Annotated in this window: 18 protein-coding genes; 13 read left to right on the top strand and 5 right to left on the bottom strand. The window is 63.8% G+C overall.

Features of this window, described 5'->3' with window-relative positions; all coding sequences use genetic code 11:
* Window positions 1-228: 228 nt before the first annotated feature.
* On the bottom strand, window positions 229-1,893 hold the full coding sequence (gene recN / locus PG900_RS12925; RefSeq protein ID WP_011706784.1) for a DNA repair protein RecN: 1,665 nt from the start codon (window positions 1,891-1,893) through the stop codon (window positions 229-231).
* A 111-nt stretch (window positions 1,894-2,004) separates the two neighbouring features.
* Window positions 2,005-2,889, bottom strand: coding sequence for an NAD(+) kinase (gene nadK / locus PG900_RS12920; protein WP_005303013.1), 885 nt, complete (start codon window positions 2,887-2,889; stop codon window positions 2,005-2,007).
* A gap of 269 nt (window positions 2,890-3,158) precedes the next feature.
* Here nadK and grpE point away from each other — a divergent pair, with 269 nt between their 5' ends.
* The 8 genes from grpE to PG900_RS12880 all read left to right on the top strand — a co-directional run bounded on the left by grpE (window position 3,159) and on the right by PG900_RS12880 (window position 13,916).
* Complete coding sequence (gene grpE / locus PG900_RS12915; RefSeq protein WP_011706782.1) at window positions 3,159-3,734, top strand: nucleotide exchange factor GrpE; 576 nt, start codon at window positions 3,159-3,161, stop codon at window positions 3,732-3,734.
* A 303-nt stretch (window positions 3,735-4,037) separates the two neighbouring features.
* The gene (dnaK, locus tag PG900_RS12910; RefSeq protein WP_011706781.1) at window positions 4,038-5,966 is read left to right on the top strand and encodes a molecular chaperone DnaK; all 1,929 of its coding nucleotides are present in this window, start codon (window positions 4,038-4,040) and stop codon (window positions 5,964-5,966) included.
* A 113-nt stretch (window positions 5,967-6,079) separates the two neighbouring features.
* A complete protein-coding gene (gene dnaJ / locus PG900_RS12905) occupies window positions 6,080-7,222 on the top strand; it encodes a molecular chaperone DnaJ (RefSeq protein WP_011706780.1) in 1,143 nt (380 codons plus the stop codon).
* A gap of 263 nt (window positions 7,223-7,485) precedes the next feature.
* The gene (locus tag PG900_RS12900; protein WP_270831568.1) at window positions 7,486-8,928 is read left to right on the top strand and encodes a carbohydrate porin; all 1,443 of its coding nucleotides are present in this window, start codon (window positions 7,486-7,488) and stop codon (window positions 8,926-8,928) included.
* Window positions 8,929-9,043: 115 nt separating this feature from the next.
* Complete coding sequence (locus tag PG900_RS12895; RefSeq protein WP_270800484.1) at window positions 9,044-10,000, top strand: aminoimidazole riboside kinase; 957 nt, start codon at window positions 9,044-9,046, stop codon at window positions 9,998-10,000.
* An 83-nt stretch (window positions 10,001-10,083) separates the two neighbouring features.
* Window positions 10,084-11,448, top strand: a complete 1,365-nt coding sequence (locus tag PG900_RS12890; protein WP_270800364.1) for a sucrose-specific PTS transporter subunit IIBC — start codon at window positions 10,084-10,086, stop codon at window positions 11,446-11,448.
* Window positions 11,448-12,863, top strand: a complete 1,416-nt coding sequence (locus PG900_RS12885) for a glycoside hydrolase family 32 protein (protein ID WP_270800362.1) — start codon at window positions 11,448-11,450, stop codon at window positions 12,861-12,863. The genes PG900_RS12890 and PG900_RS12885 overlap by 1 nt, the downstream gene beginning before the upstream one ends.
* Window positions 12,864-12,890: 27 nt before the next feature.
* On the top strand, window positions 12,891-13,916 hold the full coding sequence (locus PG900_RS12880) for a substrate-binding domain-containing protein (protein ID WP_029299605.1): 1,026 nt from the start codon (window positions 12,891-12,893) through the stop codon (window positions 13,914-13,916).
* A 76-nt stretch (window positions 13,917-13,992) separates the two neighbouring features.
* Here the strand turns inward: PG900_RS12880 and PG900_RS12875 are convergent, their stop codons facing one another.
* The 3 genes from PG900_RS12875 to PG900_RS12865 all read right to left on the bottom strand — a co-directional run bounded on the left by PG900_RS12875 (window position 13,993) and on the right by PG900_RS12865 (window position 15,901).
* A complete protein-coding gene (locus tag PG900_RS12875) occupies window positions 13,993-14,721 on the bottom strand; it encodes an MgtC/SapB family protein (RefSeq protein WP_024945078.1) in 729 nt (242 codons plus the stop codon).
* A 203-nt stretch (window positions 14,722-14,924) separates the two neighbouring features.
* The gene (locus PG900_RS12870; RefSeq protein ID WP_011706773.1) at window positions 14,925-15,299 is read right to left on the bottom strand and encodes a hypothetical protein; all 375 of its coding nucleotides are present in this window, start codon (window positions 15,297-15,299) and stop codon (window positions 14,925-14,927) included.
* 416 nt (window positions 15,300-15,715) lie between these two features.
* Window positions 15,716-15,901 carry a YgaP family membrane protein gene (locus tag PG900_RS12865; RefSeq protein ID WP_269382949.1) on the bottom strand — a complete coding sequence of 62 codons (186 nt, stop codon included), beginning with the start codon at window positions 15,899-15,901 and terminating at the stop codon, window positions 15,716-15,718.
* A gap of 88 nt (window positions 15,902-15,989) precedes the next feature.
* Here PG900_RS12865 and PG900_RS12860 point away from each other — a divergent pair, with 88 nt between their 5' ends.
* The 5 genes from PG900_RS12860 to PG900_RS12840 are packed head-to-tail and all read left to right on the top strand — an operon-like array spanning window position 15,990 to window position 21,453.
* Window positions 15,990-16,307 carry an ArsR/SmtB family transcription factor gene (locus PG900_RS12860; protein WP_130631995.1) on the top strand — a complete coding sequence of 106 codons (318 nt, stop codon included), beginning with the start codon at window positions 15,990-15,992 and terminating at the stop codon, window positions 16,305-16,307.
* Window positions 16,304-16,717, top strand: coding sequence for a YeeE/YedE family protein (locus tag PG900_RS12855; RefSeq protein ID WP_270831567.1), 414 nt, complete (start codon window positions 16,304-16,306; stop codon window positions 16,715-16,717). The genes PG900_RS12860 and PG900_RS12855 overlap by 4 nt, the downstream gene beginning before the upstream one ends.
* A gap of 13 nt (window positions 16,718-16,730) precedes the next feature.
* On the top strand, window positions 16,731-17,177 hold the full coding sequence (locus tag PG900_RS12850) for a YeeE/YedE family protein (RefSeq protein ID WP_270831566.1): 447 nt from the start codon (window positions 16,731-16,733) through the stop codon (window positions 17,175-17,177).
* A 36-nt stretch (window positions 17,178-17,213) separates the two neighbouring features.
* Window positions 17,214-18,251, top strand: coding sequence for an efflux RND transporter periplasmic adaptor subunit (locus tag PG900_RS12845; RefSeq protein WP_270831565.1), 1,038 nt, complete (start codon window positions 17,214-17,216; stop codon window positions 18,249-18,251).
* The gene (locus PG900_RS12840; RefSeq protein WP_270831564.1) at window positions 18,244-21,453 is read left to right on the top strand and encodes an efflux RND transporter permease subunit; all 3,210 of its coding nucleotides are present in this window, start codon (window positions 18,244-18,246) and stop codon (window positions 21,451-21,453) included. The genes PG900_RS12845 and PG900_RS12840 overlap by 8 nt, the downstream gene beginning before the upstream one ends.
* Window positions 21,454-21,477 lie beyond the last annotated feature (24 nt).

The following is a 21,477-nucleotide window of genomic DNA, read 5'->3' as shown; positions in this document are numbered from 1 at the left end:
AGAGATGAGACTGTGGCTCGGGTTGGTTAGCGACAAGGATGCTCCAACCCGGTCAGGCAGCCGTGACCATGCAAAGCGCCAGGGAGTGCTCTCTCCAGGATGCGGCAACGGCGGCATGGTGATGATGCACCAGTTGCTAAGCCACAAACCGCTGTCACCAGCTGGCGGGGTGACGCGGGGTCCCTGTTCCTCACCGTGGGCCCCGCGTGCAGATGGCTGACCTGTATCTCAGCAGGCCAGCAATTCGCGGGCGTTGGCCAGGGTATTGTCGGTGATCTGGTCTCCCCCCAGCAGGCGGGCCAGCTCGTTGAGACGGGCCCCTTGATCCAGCGCCTGCATCTGGGTTTCCGTGGTCTTGCCGTCGGTGTGCTTGCTGACCACCATGTGCTGATGGCCCTTACCCGCCACCTGTGGCAGGTGGGTGACCACCATCACCTGGGTGGATTCACCCAGCTGGCGCAAGAGGCGCCCCACCACGGCGGCAGTCGGGCCGCTGATCCCCACATCCACCTCGTCGAAAATCAGGGTCGGGGTCGAGACCTTGCGGGCGCTGATGACCACGATGGCCAGGCTGATGCGCGACAATTCACCGCCGGAGGCCACCTTGCCGAGCGGCTGGATGGGCTGGCCCGGGTTGGTGGTGACCATGAACTCCACCCGATCGATGCCAAGGGGCGAGAGGCTGCTCTGGGCATCGGGGCGTACCTCGATGGCGAAGCGGCCATCCGGCATCGCCAGCTCGTGCATGCTGGCACTCACCTTGGCGCCGAGCTCCTCGGCGTAGCGCTGGCGACTCTGGCTCAGGGCCTCGGCGGCTTGTACGAAGGCCAGGCGGGCCTCGGCCAGCTCGTCTTCCATCCCCTCCAGGCGCTCCTCGTCGGAGTTGAGGCGCGCCAGATCGGCGGCCAGCTCCTGGTGGTGCAGGGCCAGCTCGGCCGGTTTGACGTGGTGCTTGCGGGCGAGATTGATGGCCTTGGAGAGGCGGGCTTCCAGCTCGTTGAAACGCTCGGGGTCCAGCTCCAGCCGGTCCAGATAATTGCGCAGCTCGCTGTGGCTCTCCTGCACACCGATCAGCGCTTCGTTGAGCATGCCGAGCACGTCGCCAAGCCGGCTATCCATGGCGACCAGGCTCTCGGCCCGATCGACAACGGTCTGCAGCAGGCCGGCGATGGTGGTCTCCTCGTTGTCATAGAGCAGGTCGAGACAGGCGCCGCACTCCTGCATCAGCTCGGTGCCGTTGGCCAGGCGCTGGTGCTCCTCTTCGATCTCTTCAAACTCCCCCGGCTGCAGGGCGAATTCGTCCAGCTCCTGCACCTGATATTCGATGAGCTGACGACGGGCCTCCCGCTGCTGCTGCTCGGCCTTGAGTCGGTTGAGTTCGTTCTGCAACTGGCGCCACTGCTGGTAGTGGCGACGCACCTCATCGAGCAGCAGATGGTGGCCGGCGTAGCCATCGAGCAGGGCGAGCTGGTAGTCGGGTTTGAGCAACATCTGGTGGGCATGCTGGCCATGGACGTTGACCAGCAGCTGGCCCAGGTTCTTGAGCTGGGTGAGGGGGACGGGCACGCCGTTGATGTAGCTGCGCGAGCGTCCCTCGGCGGAGATGACCCGCCGCACGATACACTCCCCTTCGTTTTCCAGCTCGTTGGTGGCTAGCCAGGCGCGGGCGGCCGGGTTGCCGTCCAGCAGGAAGCGGGCGCTGACCTCGCTCTTGTCGCTGTCCGGTCGTACCATGCCGGCCTCGGCCCGTTCCCCCAGGCACAGGCCCAGGGCGTCGATGGCGATGGATTTACCGGCCCCGGTCTCACCCGTGATGCAGGTCATGCCCGGTTGCAGATCGAGTTCGAGAAACTTGACGATGGCGAAGTTGTTGACGGTCAGCTGGGTCAGCATGGTCTCATCCTGTATGGGCCAACATTACTGTGTATGCATCCAGTATATACTGGTTTTCCATACAGTAAAGAGTCGACCCGCAACAGGATGCGCAGGAACGTCAAGCGCGCGTCAGAACAGCTTGCTGCCCCAGCCGAGCTTGTTGCGCAGCACGTGGAAGTAGCTGTAGTCGAGCGGATGCACCAGATGCAGCTTGTGGCTGCTCTTCTTGATGAGGATCTCGTCCCCCGGGTGGACTGCCAGGGTCACCTGACCGTCGCAGCTCACCTGCATGGCGTCATCCTGATTGTCCGGTGAGACCAGCAGCCGCACTTCGCTGTCGGCGTCCAGCACGATGGGACGGCTGCTCAGGGTGTGCGGGAACATGGGCACCAGCGTGATGGCATTGAGCTTGGGGGTGAGGATGGCGCCGCCCGCCGACAGGGAGTAGGCGGTGGAGCCGGTGGGGGTGGCCACTATGATGCCGTCCGAGCGCTGGCTGTACATGAAGCTGCCGTCGATGTAGACCTCGAACTCGATCATGTGGGCAATCTTGCCCGGGTGCAGCACCGCCTCGTTGACCGCCAGATTGTTGGACTTGCGCTCGCCGTGGCGATAGACCGCCGCCTCCAGCAGGAAGCGGTGCTCGCTCTTGTAGTGGCCGCACAGCACCTGCTCCAGCGGCAGCAGGTAATCCTGCGGCGAGAGATCGGTGAGAAAACCGAGGTTGCCCCGGTTCACCCCGATCACCGCCACGTCGAAGCGCGACAGCACCCGCGCGGCCCCCAGCATGTTGCCGTCACCGCCGACCACGATGGCGAGATCCGCCTGCTGGCCCAGCTGCACCAGATCCATCACGTTCTCGTCCATGATGCCGAGGGCATGGGCCACCCGGCTCTCCACCAGTACCCGAAAACCGCGGGTGGTCAGGTATTGATGCAGGCCGGTCAGGGTCTGGTTGGCCCCTTCGTGGTGGGGTTTGCCAATCAGGGCGATGGTTTTGAACGGAGAATCCATAGTCTGTCGGGTCTGGGATGAGTATTGGGGGGAGTATACCGCGCTTTGGGGGGGATTTGTCTGCCACCGGCTGGTCCGGCCGCAGCGGATGCCGGGAAAAAGCCCCAAATTGCCCGCCGCTGCACGCTCTTGGCGATAATGGCGCCCTTTTCCCCTTGAAAGCCGGGGATCCATCCCCATAATAGCGCCAACATAGTCGGCCCATTGCCGTCCGGTCGCTCAACCGGGTGGTCGGGCCCTCAATAAGTAACCCCGGAATTGGAGATGTCATGAACCACGAAGAACAAAAGGTTGAAGCGATGGAGCAAGTGGAAGCCCAGCCAGTCGAGCCGACCGATGTAGACAGTGAAGTGACAGCCGAGCAGGCCCGCATTGCCGAGCTTGAGGCACAACTGGATGCCGCCCAGCAAGCCTCCCTCGAGGAGCGCGAGCGTGCCATTCGTGCCGTCGCCGAGATGGAAAACCTGCGTCGCCGTGCGGCCCAGGACGTGGAGAAGGCCCACAAGTTCGCGCTGGAGAAGTTCGCTGCCGAGCTGCTGCCGGTACTGGACAACCTGGAGCGTGCCATCGAGCTGGCCGACAAGGAAAACGAGGCGCTCAAGCCGATGATCGAAGGGGTCGAGCTGACCCTGAAATCCATGCAGAGCTCGGTCGGCAAGTTCGGCCTCAATCCGCTGGATCCGCTCAATCAGCCGTTCGACCCCAATGCCCATCAGGCGATGAGCATGATCGAAAACGCCGAGCTTGCCCCCAACACCGTCATTGCGGTGATGCAGAAGGGTTACGAGCTCAACGGCCGCGTCATTCGTCCGGCCATGGTGATGGTTTCCAAGGCCCCGGCCTGAGCCCCATCGCTGTGCTGAGCCCGCCGCTCGGCGGGCTTTTTATTGGCAAGTGCCCCGGCCGCGTGGTCGCCGGGGGCACAGATAGCCGGTCTTCATCCTGCCAATGGCAATGAATGAAGGCAGGTTTTTTCAGGGCAGGGCTTGAAGCGGCGGCTTGCGACCCCATATAGGATGCAAGGCCACGGCGGCACAAAAAATTTGATGCCGGGAGCTTGAAAGCCAGATTGGCAGCCCCCACCTAGCCGTTAACGCATTAAGGCGAGCCCCTCGCCAGTTTATTCAAAGTATTTGGAGATTCGTCAAATGGGTAAAATCATCGGTATTGACCTGGGTACTACCAACTCCTGCGTCGCTATTCTGGATGGCGACCATGCTCGCGTGATCGAGAACGCGGAAGGCGACCGTACTACTCCGTCCATCATTGCCTATGCCGATGACGGCGAAATCCTGGTTGGTCAGCCGGCCAAGCGCCAAGCCATCACCAACCCGAAGAACACGCTGTTCGCTATCAAGCGTCTGATCGGCCGTCGTTTCGAAGATGACGAAGTACAGCGCGATCTGGAGATCATGCCGTACGCCATCGCCAAGGCTGACAACGGTGACGCCTGGGTAGAAGTCAAAGGCAAGAAAATGGCACCGCCGCAGATCTCTGCCGAAGTGCTCAAAAAAATGAAGAAGACCGCCGAAGATTATCTGGGCGAGCCGGTGACCGAAGCGGTCATCACAGTGCCGGCCTACTTCAACGATGCCCAGCGTCAGGCTACCAAGGATGCCGGTCGCATCGCCGGTCTGGATGTAAAACGCATCATCAACGAACCGACTGCTGCGGCTTTCGCCTACGGCGTGAACAAGGTCAAGGGCGAGCGCAAGGTTGCCGTGTATGACCTGGGTGGCGGTACTTTCGACATCTCCATCATCGAGATCGACGAAGTGGAAGGCGAGACCACCTTCGAAGTACTGGCGACCAACGGTAACACCCACCTGGGTGGTGAAGACTTCGACAACCGCGTCATCAACTACCTGGTTGAAGAGTTCAAGCGCGAGCAGGGCATCGACCTGCGCAAGGATCAACTGGCCCTGCAACGTCTGAAAGACGCAGCCGAGAAAGCCAAGATCGAGCTCTCTTCCGCCCAGCAGACCGACGTGAACCTGCCGTACATTACTGCAGATGCCACCGGTCCGAAGCACATGAACATCAAGGTGACCCGCGCCAAGCTGGAATCCCTGGTGGAAGACATGGTGAAAGACTCCCTGGAGCCGGTCCGTGTCGCTCTGAAAGACTCCGGTCTGGCCGTTGGCGAGATCGACGACGTCATCCTGGTAGGCGGTCAGACCCGCATGCCGATGGTGCAGAAGGCTGTTGCCGACTTCTTCGGCAAAGAGCCGCGCAAAGACGTCAACCCGGACGAAGCCGTGGCCATGGGTGCTGCCATCCAGGGTGCCGTACTGTCCGGTGACAAGACCGACGTACTGCTGCTGGACGTGACCCCGCTCTCCCTGGGTATCGAGACCATGGGTAGCGTGATGACTGCGTTGATCGAGAAGAACACCACCATTCCGACCAAGAAGTCCCAGGTGTTCTCCACTGCCGAAGACAACCAGTCTGCCGTGACCATTCACGTGCTGCAGGGTGAGCGCAAGCGCGCCAGCGACAACAAGTCTCTGGGCCAGTTCAACCTGGAAGGCATCCGTCCGGCACCGCGTGGTCTGCCGCAGATTGAAGTGACCTTCGACATCGACGCCAACGGCATCCTGCACGTCTCCGCCAAAGACAAGGAGACCAACAAGGAGCAGAAGATCACCATCCAGGCCTCCTCTGGTCTGTCTGATGACGAGATCGAACGCATGGTACGCGAAGCCGAAGCCAACGCGGCCGAGGACAAGAAGTTCGAAGAGCTGGTGCAGACCCGCAACCAGGCTGATGGTCTGGTCCACTCCGTCCGCAAGCAGATCACCGAAGCCGGTGAAGCCCTGCCTGCCGACGACAAGACCAAGATCGAAGCCGCACTGAGCGAGCTGGAAAGCGCCATCAAGGGTGACGACAAGGCTGCCATCGAAGCCAAACAGCAGGCACTGCTGGAAGCGTCCCAGAAGCTGATGGAAATTGCCCAGCAGCAGGCTCAGGCGCAAGGTGCCGCCGGTGCTGATGCCGGTCAGTCCTCTTCTTCCGCCAAGGCTGACGACGACGTGGTCGACGCCGAGTTCGAAGAAGTGAAAGACGACAAGAAGTAAGCCCGACCCAGATGGGCGAAGCAGGCTTCGCCCATCGGCTTAGTCAATGAATTTACGGGCGTTGGGTGACCAACGCCCGTCTGCGTAACTGCTGATATAGCAACAGGATAAGTATGTCGAAGCGCGATTTCTACGAAGTGCTCGGGGTATCCAAGGATGCCGACGAACGCGAGATCAAGAAGGCGTACAAGCGTCTGGCCATGAAGTATCACCCTGACCGCAACCAGGGCGATGCCGGGGCCGAAGAGAAGTTCAAAGAGGTCAAGGAAGCCTACGAGATCCTGACCGATGCCAATCTGCGTGCCCGCTATGACCAGTACGGCCATGCCGGCGTGGATCAGAGCCAGGGTGGCGGTGGCCACGGCGGCTTTGGCGGCGGTGCCGATTTCGGCGACATCTTCGGCGACGTGTTTGGCGATATTTTTGGTGGCAGCCGTGGCGGTGGCCGTCGTGGCCCGGCCCGTGGCTCCGATCTGCGCTACACCATGGAGCTGACGCTGGAAGAGGCGGTACGCGGGGTCTCCAAGGAGATCAAGGTGCCGACCCTGGTCCACTGTGAAGTCTGTAACGGCTCCGGTGCCCATACCGGCAGCTCGGCCCAGACCTGCCCGACCTGCCACGGCTCCGGCCAGGTGCAGATGCGTCAGGGCTTCTTCGCGGTGCAGCAGGCGTGCCCGCACTGCCATGGTCGCGGCAAGATCATCAAGGATCCGTGCCGCAAGTGCCATGGCGAGGGTCGCTACCAGAAGACCAAGACCCTGTCGGTCAAGATCCCGGCTGGCGTCGACACCGGCGATCGCATCCGTCTCTCCGGCGAAGGGGAAGCGGGGGAAGCCGGTGCACCGGCGGGCGATCTGTACGTACAGGTACACGTCAAGGAGCACGAAATCTTCGTGCGTGACGGCAACAACCTCTACTGCGAAGTGCCCATCAGCTTTACCGCGGCAGCCCTGGGTGGCGAGATCGAAGTGCCGACCCTGGATGGCCGGGTCAAGCTCAAGGTCACCCCGGAGACCCAGACCGGCAAGATGTTCCGCATGCGGGGCAAGGGCGTGAAGTCCGTGCGCTCCGGCCAGGTGGGGGATCTGATGTGCAAGGTGGTGGTGGAGACCCCGGTCAAGTTGACCGAGTCCCAGAAAGAGCTGCTGCGCCAGCTGGACGAGTCCTTCAGCGGCGCCGCCGCCAAGACCCACAAGCCGAAATCGGAAGGCTTCTTCGAAGGGGTGAAACGCTTCTTCGACGATCTGACCAGCTGATTTTCGCGACCCAGAGATAAAGAGCCGGCCTTGTGCCGGCTCTTTTTTTGTCCCTGTTTTAGCAAGATCCCCGCTTGTTGAGTGGATCCCGATGAGGGATCTTCCTCACAACTTCCGCCAATTCCTGCTGTACGAATGTTATCCCGCTCACACTGTGGCTGAAACGGTTTAGCTGGCATATTGAGTTAGCTAAATTGGTTTAGCTATGCTCTCGTCGTCGATAACAACAGGCCCGACCGGGCAACAGATGACAGGTGAGGACGATGACGATGTGCAAGAACAAGTTGGCGCTGGCGGTAGCGCTGGGATTGGGGATGAGCAGCCCGCTGTGGGCGGCGGATGGCGGTATCGAGGCCCGTCTGGCGGCGCTGGAGGCGCGGGTGCAGGCAGCCGAGGCGCGAGCCACCGCCGCGGAAGCGCGGGCCGATGAGGCCCAGAGCGAGAAGGTGGACAAGCAGACCGCCGGGGCCCAGGGCTTCGAGTTCCACGGTTATGCCCGCTCGGGCCTCTTGGTCAACGGCAATGGCAACGGGGGCCGCGGCGGCCCCTACGTCACCCCGGCCGGCTCGGTAGGCGGCGCCGTGGGTCGCCTTGGCAACGAGGATGACACCTACATGGAGGCCAACCTGCTGAAGACCCAGACCTTCGCCGATGGCAGCTGGGCCCGCTACAAGCTGATGCTGGCGGACGGGGTGGAGACCAGCAACGACTGGACCGCCAGCGATTCGAGCCTCAACACCCGTCAGGTCTTTGCCGAGATCGGCAATTTGGCGAGCTTCGACGGCCCCTTCAAGAATGCGGTGCTGTGGGCGGGCAAGCGCTTTGACCGGGACAACTTCGACATCCACTGGCTCGACTCGGACGTGGTGTTCCTGGCCGGCACCGGCGGCGGCGTCTACGACGTGCAGCTGGCCGACAGCTGGAAGGCCAACTTCTCTCTCTACGGGCGTGACTACGGCGACATCAGCGCCAGCGGCCTCTCCGACATCGAGAGCTACATCCTCACCATGAACAACCGCGTTGGCAACTGGCAGTGGATGGTGAACGGCCTCTCCGCCAAGGACAACGAGGCACGCACCAACGATGGCGGCGCGGGCCGCGAAGCGGCGAACAAGGGGGCGCACACTCTGCTGGCCTACCACGCCGACAGCTTCTTTGGCATCAACCCCGGCTTCTCCAAGGCGGCCGTGCTGTATGGCCATGGCCTGGGTGCCGAGCTCAAGGGGCTGGGCTCCGACAGCGAGCTGCTGCCGGACGCCGATGCGGTGCGGGTCGCCGTGTTTGGTGCCACCGACCTTGCCCCGCGCTGGCGTATCGCCCCGGCCCTGCTGGCCGAGCAGAGCAAGGATCGTTACGTGAAGGGGGACGAATACCGCTGGGTGACCCTCAATGGCCGGCTGGCCCAGGTGCTGAGCCAGAACGTCGAGCTGGTCTACGAGGCTACCTGGCAGTACATGGACCTGGATCCCAAGGGCTACAAGGGTCGCCAGGCGGTGAGCGGCGACTTCACCAAGCTCACTTTCGCCCCCACCTTCAAGGCGCAGACCGCCGGTTTCTTCGAGCGGCCCGAGTTGCGGGTGTTCGTCACCTGGATGGACTGGTCTTCCGAGCTCGACCACTACGCCAGCAACGATGCCATGGGCCAGAGCAACTTCACCGCCGGCGGTGAATGGAACTTTGGCGTGCAGATGGAAACCTGGTTCTAGTTCGTTATCCCGATCACAAAAATGGCAGCTGGTGCCGGGATCTATTGGTTGGCTAAAACGGTTTAGCTGATAATGCCAGCCAACAGAACAGAATCCGGGTTTGGCAGTCGATCCGATGCAGCAGTGGAGTAGCAAGGTGACGAATCGTGTGTGGGTAATGGGGGATGCGGTGGTGGACTTGATCCCGGAAGGGGAGCGGCACTACCTCCAGTGTCCGGGTGGCGCGCCGGCCAATGTGGCGGTTGGTGTGGCTCGGCTTGGCGGTGAGGCGGCCTTTATCGGCCGGGTCGGTGCCGATCCGTTCGGCCGCTTTATGGCCGACTCCCTGAGCGGGGAGGGGGTGGATATCGCTGCGCTGCGGCTCGATCCTGACCATCGCACCTCTACCGTGCTGGTGGCACTGGATGACGAGGGAGAGCGCAGCTTTACCTTCATGGTGCGTCCCAGCGCCGACCAGTACCTCACTCCGAATGAGTTGCCCCGCTTCGACGCCGGTCAGTGGCTGCTCACCTGCTCCATTGCGCTCGCCAACGAACCGGTGCGCACCAGCTGCCTGCAGGCCATGGCAGCCATCAAGGCGGCAGGCGGGCGGGTCTGCTTCGACCCTAACCTGAGGCCCGAGGTGTGGGGCAACCCGGCCGAGATGCTGCCGCTGGTGCGCGAGGCCATTGCCTTGGCGGATGTGGTCAAGCTGTCGGTGGAGGAGCTGCAACTGCTGAGCGGTCTGGATGATCTGGCGGCGGGGCTCGCCACCATGGCGGGGCCGGCGCTGGTGCTGGTCACCCGTGGGGCGGCCGGTGTGGTGGCCCGTCTGGGTGGCGAGCAGTTGGAGTGGGTAGGGCCCAAGGTGACCCCGCTAGACACCACTGGGGCGGGGGACGCCTTCGTCGCCGGTCTGCTGGCGGCCCTGTCCGGGCGTTCATCGCTGCCGACGCTGGCCGAGCTGCCCGCCATCCTGGCCCAGGCCCACGGCTGCGGGGCGCTTGCCACCACCGCCAAGGGAGCGATGACGGCGCTGCCGACCCGCTCTGAACTGGATAAATTTTTGCGATCAGGCGCAAGCGGCTGTTGAGCTGCGGCTAGAAGCCCGGCTCGACAGCCCCTACTCTCATGTGACTAGGGCCCGCCAGCGTGGCGGGCCATAAGAGGAAGAATATGAATATCAGTGCGATAGCCAAGGATCTGGTGCCCCTGCTCGGGGGCAGGGAGAACATCGTCAGCGCCGCCCACTGCGCCACCCGGCTGCGGCTGGTGCTGGCGGACGACAGCAAGGTGAACAAGGCCGCCATCGACAAGCTGGAGGGGGTCAAGGGGTGCTTCAGCAACGCGGGCCAGATCCAGGTGATCTTCGGCACCGGTCTGGTCAACAAGGTCTATGCGGAGTTCGTGGCGCTGACCGGGACCGGCACCGCCAGCAAGGCGGAGCTGACCGATCTGGCGACGGCCAAGCTCAACGTGGCCCAGCGGCTGGCGCGGACCCTCTCCAACATCTTTGTGCCGATCATTCCGGCCATCGTCGCCTCGGGTCTGCTGATGGGGCTGCTCGGCATGGTGCGCACCTACGGCTGGGTCAACGCCGACAGCGCCCTGTTTGTGATGCTCGACATGTTCAGTTCGGCGGCCTTCATCATTTTGCCGATCCTGATCGGCTTTACGGCGGCGCGGGAGTTTGGCGGCAATCCCTATCTGGGTGCGACCCTCGGCGGCATTCTCACCCACCCGGCGCTGACCAACGCCTGGGGGGTGGCCGGGGGCTTCAAGACCATGGACTTCTTCGGGCTGGACGTGGCCATGATCGGCTACCAGGGCACCGTCTTCCCGGTGCTGCTGGCGGTCTGGTTCATGTCCCACCTGGAGAAACAGCTGCGCAAGCGCATTCCGGACGCGCTGGATCTGATCCTCACCCCGTTTTTGACCGTCATCATCACCGGCTTCGTGGCGCTGCTCTTCATCGGCCCCGCCGGGCGGGTGCTGGGGGATGGCATCTCGTTCGGCCTGAGCGCCCTCTATGAGCAGGCCGGCTGGCTGGCGGGGCTGGTGTTCGGCGGCACCTATTCGCTGATCGTCATCACCGGCATCCACCACAGCTTCCACGCCATCGAGGCGGGGCTGCTGGCCAATCCGCAGATCGGCGTCAACTTCCTGCTGCCCATCTGGGCCATGGCCAACGTGGCCCAGGGCGGCGCTTGTCTCGCGGTCTACTTCAAGACCCGTGACGTCAAGATCAAGGCCATCACGGTGCCGGCGGCCATGTCCTGCCTGCTCGGCATCACCGAGGCTGCCATCTTTGGTGTCAACCTGCGCTACATCAAGCCCTTCCTGGCCGGCTTGTTTGGCGGGGCCTGCGGCGGCGCCTACGTGGTGGCGGCCAAGGTCGGCATGACGGCGGTGGGGCTGACCGGTATTCCCGGCATGGCCATCGTCCAGCCCATGAGCCTCATCCACTACATTGTCGGGCTGGTGATCGCCTTTGGCGCCGCCTTCGTCGCCTCTTACCTGCTCAAGTACAAGGTGGAGTGATGAAGGACGTTGCATTGCTCAACCAGATTGTCCGGTCGCTGCTGGCCGGACAGCTCAAGGCGGCGGCCGATCCCCATCGGCCGCGCTGGCACCTGGCGGCCCCGGTGGGGCTGCTCAACGACCCCAACGGCTTTATCGAGCACGGTGGGCGCTACCACCTCTTCTACCAGTGGAATCCGCTCGGCTGCGAGCATCGCAACAAAAGCTGGGGGCATGTCAGCTCCACCGATCTGTTGCACTGGCAGCACGAGCCAGTGGCGCTGCTGCCCACCGAGGAGTATGAGAGCCACGGCTGCTATTCGGGCTCGGCGGTGAGCGACGAGCAGGGGCGCCTGACCCTCATCTATACCGGCAACGTCAAATACCCGGACGGCAGCCGCACCGCCTATCAGTGTCTGGCCCGCGCCGACGATGAGGGGGGCTTTGCCAAGCTGGGCCCCGTGCTGGAATTGCCTGAAGGCTACAGCGGCCATGTGCGCGACCCCAAGGTGTGGCACGACGGCCGGCAGTGGCTGATGGTGCTGGGGGCCCGCACCCTGGATGACAAGGGCGAAGTGCTGCTCTATCGCGGCGACGCGCTGGATGCCTGGACGCTGGTGGGCCCCATCGCCGGCAGCGGGCGCGGAGGGCTCGGTGAGTTTGGCTATATGTGGGAGTGCCCGGATCTCTTTGCGTTTGGTGAGCGCCATGTGATGATCAGCTGCCCGCAGGGGATTGCCCCCCGGGGAGAGGATTATCGCAACCTCTACCAGTGCGGCTGGCTGGCGGGCGACTTCGACGGCGAGCACTTCGCGCACGGGGATTTCCACGAGCTGGACCGGGGCTTCGAGTTCTATGCCCCCCAGACCACCCAGGATAGCCAGGGGCGGCGCCTCCTGTTCGGCTGGCTGGGATTGCCGGAGGAGAACGAGATGAGCCAACCGACTGTCGCTCACGGCTGGATCCACCAGATGAGCTGCCCGCGGGAGCTGTTCTGGCAAGGCGACTGGCTCTGCCAGCGGCCGGTGGCGGAGCTGGCGGCACTGAAGGGAGAACAGACCCGCTTCGAGGGGGCGCTCGGCGAATTTCCGGGGCTGGCCATCGATTCGGCCTGGCTCGATCTGAGTCTGTGCGGCGAGGGGAGCCTCTGGTTTGGCGCCGTGGCCGAGCTCGTCTGGCAGCCGGGGCGCCTGGTGCTGCGCCGCCTGAACTGGCAGAGCGGGGAGTGGGAGGAGCGATGCTGCTCCTGGCTGGGCGGCGGCATCACCGTCTTGTGCGATCGCTCCAGCCTCGAGTGTTTCGTCGATGGCGGCCGCCATACCCTGTCGGCGCGCTACTTCCCGGGACCGGGGCCGCAGCTTGCGCCGGGTAAACCGGTCGCGGGCGGCAAAATTTGCCTCGATCACTGGCCGCTGGCGGCCTGCCTAGTACAATAGCCCGGTGTCAGTTTGCCGGGAGGCCAGGTGGAGAAGAAGAAACGGATCACGATTGCCCAGATAGCCGAGTTGGCGGGGGTGTCCAAGGCGACCGCCAGTCTGGTGCTCAACGGCAAGAGTGCGGAGTACCGCATCGCCGATGACACCCGCAAGCGGATCCAGGCGGTGGCGGACGAGTGCCACTACCAGCCGAGCTTTCATGCCCGCGCCCTGCGCGAGACCCGCAGTTACACCTGGGGGCTGGTGATCCCCGACCTCACCAACTTCGGCTTTGCCAGCATCGCCCGCGCCCTCGAGGCGCACTGCCGGGAGGCGGGGATCCAGCTGCTTATCGCCTGCTCCGAGGATGACCCTACCCTGGAGCAGCGGGTGGTGGACAATCTCATCAGCCGCCAGGTGGACGGTCTCATCGTCGCCTCCAGCGGCCACAGCGACGATATCTATGCCCGCATTCACGACCGCCTGCCGGTGGTGCAGCTCGACCGCCACATCGGCGAGTCGCGCCTGCCCATGGTGATCTCCGATGCTTGCAAGGCCACCGCCGAGCTGGTGCAGGAGATGGCCGGCCAGTGCGGCGAGGAGATTTACTACTTCGGCGGCCTGCTGGACCTCTCCCCCAGCCGTCACCGGCTGGCAGGCTATGAGCTGGGGCTGCACCGCGCCGGGCTGGAGGCGGACCCTACCCGGGTGCGCCACCGCGACTACCAGCCAAGCTCGGGCTATCAGTTGATGGCCGAGCTGGTGGCCGAGCTCGGCGCGCCCCCCAAGGGGCTCTTCACTGCCTCCTTCACCCTGCTGGAGGGGGTGCTGCGCTACCTCAACGAGGCGGGGCTGATGGAGACGGGTATGCGGCTGTGCACCTTCGACGATCATGACCTGCTCGACTGCATCCCCATGCGCATCGACTCGGTGGCCCAGGATTGTCCGGCCCTGGCCCGGGCGACCTTCGAGCTGATGCAAAAGCTTATTGCGGGCAACCCGCCGCCCCAGACCGCCCAGGTGATCAATCCGCGCATTCGCTGGCGCAGTCAGCGGGCTGCCCGGGTCGCCTGAGCTCCCCGCATCCTGAAGTGCAAAAGCCCCGCCGGCAGTGGCGGGGCTTTTGCATTTTCAATGGCGGAGTCTGGTGTCAGTCGGTGGTACTGGCGCGCCAGAATACCTGCTTGATGTGGGGGTGGATGCCGAGCTTCACCATCAGAGCGTCGAGCTCGTCGCCATCGATGGAGGTGGCCAGCAGCACCGCGGATATTTCCAGATCCCGCTCGCCGAAGGGCTCGATGTCGAGCTCGCTCAACGGGTAGTTGGCCTGCTCCAGCATCTCTTCCAGCCAGTGCAGCACCTCCTTCTGGTACTCGCGCTGGGTGAGGGCGGTCACCCGGTAGGTCACCTCGGTGTCGGTGTTGTCCACCGGACGGCGGTTGATCTGGTTGACCAGCGGGCGCAGCAGGGTGTTGGCGGCCAGCACAAACAAGGCGCCGAGGATCGCCTCCATGGCCAGCCCGGCCCCGCTGGCGGCACCGACCGCCGCCACGCCCCACAGGGTGGCCGCGGTGTTGATGCCGCGGATGTTGCCGGACTCGCGCATGATGACGCCGGCGCCGAGAAAGCCGATACCGGAGACGATGTAGGCCACCACGTGTACCACCCCATAGGTGCCGCCGTGCAGGTCATAGATGCGCTGGGCCAGGTTGACGAACAGGGCCGCGCCCACCGCTACCAGCACGTTGGTGCGCAGGCCCGCGGTGCGCTGGCGATACTGGCGCTCCAGTCCCACCAGGCTGCCCAGCACGAAGGCCAGCAGCAGGCTGGCCAGGGTGTCGAGCAGAGAGATCATGTCGAATTGCTGCCACATTCTCATGGCGTACTCCTTCTGTTGCAGATGGCCTTTCTGAAGGCGGGCGAGGGGACGGTACCCCCGCCAACGGCCCCGTGCGTGCAGGCCATGAGTTGACGAGAAACACGCACGAGGCGCCCGGCCCGTCCATCCAGGATGGCGGGCAGGGCGGTGAAACGGATTGAAAGGGGCCAGCATGGCTGGCCCCGGATATCAGTCGTGCACGATCAATTGAGCACGAGTTCGGGGTCGCGGCGGGGATGCAGCTCCCAGCGAACCGGGTGATGTACTCCCACCTGATGCACGAACTGCACCAGATAGCGACGCTGGGGCGGGGTGCAGTGCAGGTTGAGCACCAGCTCCCGCCCGCCGCTGCGACCGGGTCGCAGGGACTGCAGGGGTTGCAGGCCCGCCGGTTGCAGGGTGTGGTTCACCAGATCCAGCACCTGCTCCATGTCGGCCCGATCCTCGCAACGGATCTGCAGCCGGTAGTGGTGCTGGCGCGGTTTACCACGCAGCCAGAGCGGCAGCAAGCCGCGGCCCAGTCTGCTCAGCAGGGGGTGAGTCCGGTTGGATACGGACAGAGTTGAAATAAAACGCATAGCAGCCTCCTTGTGGGAAGCAGAAACTATGCAGGCAAGGTGTCATGGCAAAGCCAGGTCACCTGACGTCAAGTGTAAAAAAGAGAAGAGGGGAGTGGATTTCCGCTTCTCGCAGGGCTGCGAGCATGCGGCAGAGGAAGACCTGCGGCTAGCTCGCGACCCGGGTACCGACGACGAGGGTCGGTCTACAACTGTCACTTGATGAGTTGCCCACTGATGGTCTCCGCTGTTGATTGACGGCCTGATGGTACTCATCCAGAGCGGTGAGGTAAAGCCTCATCACCCTTTCAGCAACATTTAGATACAAGTTTGTCAATAATCGGGGCCGGCTGGCTACCGCCAGGACGATGAAAGGGCGGTGAGCACCCTCACCGCCCTCGTTCCACCTCCTGCTCTCCCCCTCGTTACCCGTCACGCTATTTCAGCCCCAGCCGCTTGAGAAGCATCGCGGCCGGACAGAAACCGGTGAAGGCGCTCTGGATCAGATTGACCCCGACAAAGACGCTCAGCCAGACAAACCCCGGGTGCACCCAGGCGGTGAGCAGCAGCGAGAGCAGCAACATGCAGCCCGCGACGACACTGACTCCGTTATCTACCGTCATGACCTTCTCCTTAGTTAATTTAGGCATTGCTAATTTAGTGTCGCTTTATACAATAGAACCAAATATCAGCAATTGCTAATTTACTCCCATGAGCCAATTCGACGAGATGAACAGACACGCGACAGCCGCCGCCTCCCTGCTCAAGGCGCTGGCTCATCCCGAGCGGTTGCTGGTGCTCTGCCAGCTGGTGGAGGGGGAGAAGGGGGTCGGGGAGTTGCTGGCCCACAGCCAGCTCGGCCAGTCGGCCTTCTCCCAGCAACTGTCGGTATTGAAGCGCCAGGGCCTTATCCGCTCGCGCAAGGTCTCCCAGCAGATCTACTACTCGCTGGTGAGCGAGGCCGCCATCGATGTGCTGGCGGCGCTGCAAACCCATTTTTGTCACTCAGAAAATAAGGAATCTCGATGATGGAAAGCCAATGGCTGCTCTCTCTGGGCGGCGGCATGCTGGTGGGGTTCGCGGGCCTGATCCTGATGCTGTTCAACGGCCGGGTGGCCGGGATCAGCGGCATTCTGGCCGGTGCGCTGCAACACAGGGCGCCGTGGCGGGTGCTGTTTCTGCTGGGACTGGGGGCGGGGGCCTGGCTGGCACTGAGCCTGGGCTGGGCCAGCATGCCCGCATTCAGCACCCTGCCCGGTTGGCCGCTGGTGCTGCTGGCCGGGCTGCTGGTCGGGGTTGGCACCCGCCTTGGCAATGGCTGCACCAGTGGCCACGGCATCTGCGGCATGGGGCGGCTTTCAGTGCGCTCCATCGTCGCCACCCTCACCTTTATGGCGGCCGGCTTTATCACCGTCTTTCTCACCCACCACGTTTTATAACAGGTTGATCATCATGGCATTGTTGACAAGTTTGCTCGCGGGTCTGCTGTTTGGTCTGGGTCTTGCCATCTCCGGCATGATAGATCCGGCCCGGGTCATCGGGTTTCTCGACCTGGCGGGTCACTGGGATCCCAGTCTGGCGTTCGTGATGGGCGGGGCACTGCTGGCGTTCATGCCGGGTTACTTCCTGCTGGTCAAACCGCTCAAGCGCAGTTTGCTGGGGGAACCCATGGCCAGCGTGCCGGCCCCCAAACTGGATCGCCGCCTCATCGGGGGTTCTGCCTTGTTCGGTATTGGCTGGGGGCTGGCAGGGATCTGCCCGGGGCCAGGCTTGAGTCTCATTTCCAGCGGCCAGCCCATGGTACTGTTGTTTGTCGCCGCCATGGTGGCCGGGATTTTGCTTGTTGATCGGGTTTGGGTGAAGGTGCGGGAGAAGCGCGGTCACCCCCGCTCGGCCTGAATGGATTGCCCCTAGTGTCGGGGAAGGAGGAATATCATGGAACAGATCCGCGTGCTGGGGGCCACCATGCTGGCCGTGGTCTCCGCTCTTGTCTCTCCGATAACATGGTCTGCCGAGGTGAATGGTGATGCAACCCTGACCCTTGCCCCTCGTCAGGTGACCGACTGGCTCACCCTGGATGGCACCGTCAGTGCCATCCATCAGGGGACGGTAGCGGCCCAGACCAGCGGCCGGGTCTCTCGCATGCTGGTGGATGTGAACGATGAGGTCGTCGCCGGGCAACCCCTGCTGGAGATCAGCGGCAAGGAGCAGTTTGCCGCCGTCACGGGTGCCCAGGCGCGGCTGGCCCGGGCGCAGGCCCAGCAGGTGGAGGCAGAGCGCCAGCTTGCCCGTTTTCAGGCGCTGATCGCCAAAGGGGTGATCACCCGCGCCCAGCTCGACAGTGCCCAGGCGACGGATCGCGCCGCTCGCGCAGAGGTAAACGCTGCCGATGCCGCCCTCACTCAGGCCCGCGAGGCTTACGGCTATACCCGCATTCTGGCCCCTTACGCCGGGGTGGTGACCAAGCGGCTGGTGGAGCTGGGGGAGACGGTGGCCCCCGGTACCCCGCTGCTCTCCGGCTTCTCCCTAGACACACTGCGGGTGGAGGTGGAGTTGCCCCAATCCGCCCTGACGCTTGCTCGTGAGCCTGCGGATGTGCAGGTGCTGCTGCCCGATGGCAAGTCTGTTACCCCGATCAAATTAATCCGCTTCAACTATGCCGACAGCCAGAGCCACGCCTTCAGGCTGCGCCTCGACTTGCCGCCGCAAACCGCGGGGGGGCTGCCCGGCATGTGGCTCAAGGTGCAGCTCAAGCAGGGCGAGCGTCAGGTGTTGCAAGTGCCGGAGCAGGCCCTGCTCAGACAGGGTGAGTTCAGCGGTCTCTACCTCAAACAGGGGGATGGCTGGGCGCTGACGCCGGTGCGGGTGGGTCACTGTCAGGGGGCGCAGTGCGACATTCTGGCGGGCGTCCAGAGTGGCGATCAGGTCGCGGCGGATGGCTGGGCTCGCCAGCAGGCGGTGGCCCATGAGTAGCGAGCTGAACGGCAACAAGGAGAGGCTGGGACTTGCCGGTCGGCTGGCGGCGCTGTTTCAGGGCTCGGCCATCACCCCGCTGCTGGCGCTGGTGGGGCTCTTGCTCGGTCTGTTTGCGGTGCTGGTGACCCCCAAGGAGGAGGAGCCGCAGATCGATGTCACCTTCGCCGATGTCTATATCCCTTTCCCGGGAGCCACTCCGGCAGAGGTGGAATCCCTCGTTACTACCCCTGCCGAGCAGGTGGTCTCCCAGATAAAGGGAATTGATACCCTCTACTCTTTTTCCCAACCCGATGGCGCCCTGCTGGTGGTGGTGTTCAAGGTAGGGGTAAGCCGCGAGCAGGCCATCGTCGATCTCAACAACCAGCTCGACTCCCACCGTGACTGGTTGCCACAGGGGATCGGGGTCGGGCAACCACTGGTAAAACCCCGGGGGATCGATGATGTCCCCATCGTCAGTCTGACCTTATGGAGCAAAGAGTGGAGCAAAGAGGGGGGCAAGCAACTGGGCGCCCCCGAGCTGACCCGGGTTGCCCATGAGCTGGAGACCGAACTCAAGCGCATTCCCGGTACCCGCGATATCTACAGTCTGGGGGGCCAGCGTGCCGTGCTGCGGGTGATGCCGGATCCGGCGGCCCTCAGTGCCCACGGCATCGGCTGGAGCGAGCTGAACCAGCGGCTTGCCGCCGCCAATCAGGTGGGCAGCGAGCAGGCCGTGGTGCAGGACAACCGGGAGATCAAGGTGCAGGTGGGACAGTTCCTGCAAAGCGAGCAGGAGGCCCGCGAATTGGTGGTGGGGCTGCAGGGCGACAAGCCGGTCTATCTCGGTGATGTGGCTAGCGTGTCGCTCGGGGAGGAGACCCCGGTGCAGCGCAGCTGGATGGGGCAGGGGGATCGCAGTTATCCGGCGGTGACCCTGGCCATCGGCAAGCAGCCGGGCCAGAACGCGGTCGAGGTGGCCAAGCGGGTGGAAGCGCGGGTCGAGAGCCTCAAGAATCGACTCATTCCAGCCGGCGTCGAGGTGACGGTGACCCGGGACTACGGCGTCACCGCCGAGACCAAATCCAACACCCTGATCGGCAAGCTGATTTTTGCCACCACGGCGGTGGTATTGCTGGTGCTGGTGAGCATGGGGTGGCGCGAGGCGCTGGTGGTGGGCGTTGCCATCGTCATCACCCTGGCGCTGACCCTGTTTGCCAGCTGGACGTGGGGCTTTACCCTCAACCGGGTGTCGCTGTTTGCGCTGATCTTCTCCATCGGCATTCTGGTGGATGATGCCATCGTGGTGGTGGAGAACATCCACCGCCATCGTGGCCTGGGCAAGGGGGCGCTCAAGGATCTTATTCCGGGGGCGGTGGACGAGGTGGGGGGGCCGACCATACTGGCGACCCTGACCGTGATCGCGGCCCTGCTGCCGATGGCCTTTGTCAGCGGGCTGATGGGCCCCTACATGAGCCCCATCCCCATCAATGCCAGCATGGGGATGCTCATCTCCCTGCTGGTGGCCTTTATCTTCTCCCCCTGGCTGGCGAGCCATTTGCTCAAGGGGGAGGCGCACGGTGCCCACGGCGAGGCCAAGGCTGGTCTCTTTCACCGGCTGATGACCCCTTTCCTGATGGGCGCAGGCGCCAGGAGGGCCAGGCGCAAACTCTGGCTGGCCATCCTGCTGCTGGTCGCGGGCGCCGCCGCCATGCCCATGGTGCAGTGGGTGGTGCTCAAGATGCTCCCCTTTGACAACAAGTCGGAGTTTCAGCTGATACTCGACATGCCGGAGGGGGCGACCCTGGAGCAGACCGAACGCACCCTGCTGGCGGTCGGGCGGGAGCTCGCCAAGGTGCCCGAGGTGAAGGATTACCAGATCTACGCCGGCAGCGCGGCCCCCATCAACTTCAACGGGCTGGTGCGCCACTACTTCATTCGCAGCGGCGCCAACGTGGGGGATATTCAGGTCAATCTGGTGGACAAGCATGAGCGCCATCGCAGCAGCCACCAGATTGCCCAGTCGGTGCGGGCACCGTTGCAGGCCATCGCCAGCGCGGCGGGGGGCAATCTCAAGGTGGTGGAGGTGCCCCCGGGACCGCCGGTCTGGTCCCCCATAGTCGCGGAAGTGTATGGCCCGACTCAGGCCGCCCGCGAAGTGGCCGCTCGCGCCGTACAGGCCCGTTTTGTGGCGACGCCGGATCTGGTGGACGTGGACATCTATCTGACCGACCCGCAGCCCAAGTGGCGGCTGGTGGTGGATCGCAGCAAGGCGGCCCGCTTCGGGGTCGATCTCGGTGAGCTGGTGGCGACCCTCAACGGGGGCGTGGGCTATCAGGATGCCAGCTGGCTGCAGGGGCGTGGCGCCAAGTATCCGGTACCGATCCGCATCGAACTCGCTCCCGGTGACAAACGGGATCTGGCGGGCGTACTGGCCCTCAAGGTGCGCAGCCAGAGCGGCCAGCTGGTGCGGATCTCCGAGCTGGTGAGCCGCCGCGATGAGGTGGCTCCCGGCTACATCATGCACAAGAACATGCGCCCCATGGTGATGGTGGTGGCCGACATGGGCGGCCATACCGACAGCCCGCTCTACGGCATGTTTAGCGCTGGCGCCGATATCGATCTGCCCCAGTATTACGTGCAGCAGCCCGACAAGCTGGGAGAGGTAGCACTGTTGTGGGACGGGGAGTGGAAGATCACCTACGAGACCTTCCGCGACATGGGGCTAGCCTACGGGGTGGGGATGATCCTTATCTACCTGCTGGTGGTGGCCCAGTTCCGCTCCTATCTGGTGCCGCTTATCATCATGGCCCCCATTCCGCTCACCCTTATCGGGGTGATGCCGGGCCACGCCCTGCTGGGGGCCCAGTTTACCGCCACCTCGATGATCGGGATGATCGCGCTCGCCGGGATCATAGTGCGCAACAGCATCCTGCTGGTGGACTTCATCGAGCAGCAGCGGGCGAGTGGCGTGGTGTTCGAGCAGGCGGTGATCGAAGCGGCGCAGGTGCGGGCCAAACCCATCATGCTGACCGCGCTGGCGGCCATGATCGGGGCCCTGTTCATCCTCGATGATCCCATCTTCAACGGGCTGGCCATCAGCCTGATTTTCGGGATCCTGGTCTCCACCTTGCTCACCCTGGTGGTGATCCCGCTGCTCTACTACAGCCTGATGTCGCGCCCTGGGGTCGCGATCGCGGCAGACGAGCCGGGCGCACAATGACAGAAGGGCCACCTCGGTGGCCCT

The organism is Aeromonas sp. QDB03 (assembly GCF_027707985.1).
GTDB lineage: Bacteria > Pseudomonadota > Gammaproteobacteria > Enterobacterales > Aeromonadaceae > Aeromonas > Aeromonas hydrophila.
The sequence above is the reverse complement of the archived record's forward strand: the minus strand, read 5'-3'. Positions and strand labels throughout refer to the sequence as shown.

Excerpts from the sequence above, each read along its gene's own strand:
- nadK (WP_005303013.1), bottom strand. The coding sequence starts at position 2,889 with ATGGATTCTCCGTTCAAAACCATCGCCCTGATTGGCAAACCCCACCAC.
- PG900_RS12875 (WP_024945078.1), bottom strand. The coding sequence starts at position 14,721 with ATGAGAATGTGGCAGCAATTCGACATGATCTCTCTGCTCGACACCCTG.
- grpE (WP_011706782.1), top strand. The coding sequence starts at position 3,159 with ATGAACCACGAAGAACAAAAGGTTGAAGCGATGGAGCAAGTGGAAGCC.
- PG900_RS12860 (WP_130631995.1), top strand. The coding sequence starts at position 15,990 with ATGAGCCAATTCGACGAGATGAACAGACACGCGACAGCCGCCGCCTCC.
- PG900_RS12865 (WP_269382949.1), bottom strand. The coding sequence starts at position 15,901 with ATGACGGTAGATAACGGAGTCAGTGTCGTCGCGGGCTGCATGTTGCTG.
- PG900_RS12850 (WP_270831566.1), top strand. The coding sequence starts at position 16,731 with ATGGCATTGTTGACAAGTTTGCTCGCGGGTCTGCTGTTTGGTCTGGGT.
- PG900_RS12895 (WP_270800484.1), top strand. The coding sequence starts at position 9,044 with ATGCAGCAGTGGAGTAGCAAGGTGACGAATCGTGTGTGGGTAATGGGG.
- recN (WP_011706784.1), bottom strand. The coding sequence starts at position 1,893 with ATGCTGACCCAGCTGACCGTCAACAACTTCGCCATCGTCAAGTTTCTC.
- dnaK (WP_011706781.1), top strand. The coding sequence starts at position 4,038 with ATGGGTAAAATCATCGGTATTGACCTGGGTACTACCAACTCCTGCGTC.
- PG900_RS12900 (WP_270831568.1), top strand. The coding sequence starts at position 7,486 with ATGACGATGTGCAAGAACAAGTTGGCGCTGGCGGTAGCGCTGGGATTG.
- PG900_RS12870 (WP_011706773.1), bottom strand. The coding sequence starts at position 15,299 with ATGCGTTTTATTTCAACTCTGTCCGTATCCAACCGGACTCACCCCCTG.
- PG900_RS12840 (WP_270831564.1), top strand. The coding sequence starts at position 18,244 with ATGAGTAGCGAGCTGAACGGCAACAAGGAGAGGCTGGGACTTGCCGGT.
- PG900_RS12885 (WP_270800362.1), top strand. The coding sequence starts at position 11,448 with ATGAAGGACGTTGCATTGCTCAACCAGATTGTCCGGTCGCTGCTGGCC.
- PG900_RS12890 (WP_270800364.1), top strand. The coding sequence starts at position 10,084 with ATGAATATCAGTGCGATAGCCAAGGATCTGGTGCCCCTGCTCGGGGGC.
- dnaJ (WP_011706780.1), top strand. The coding sequence starts at position 6,080 with ATGTCGAAGCGCGATTTCTACGAAGTGCTCGGGGTATCCAAGGATGCC.
- PG900_RS12855 (WP_270831567.1), top strand. The coding sequence starts at position 16,304 with ATGATGGAAAGCCAATGGCTGCTCTCTCTGGGCGGCGGCATGCTGGTG.
- PG900_RS12845 (WP_270831565.1), top strand. The coding sequence starts at position 17,214 with ATGGAACAGATCCGCGTGCTGGGGGCCACCATGCTGGCCGTGGTCTCC.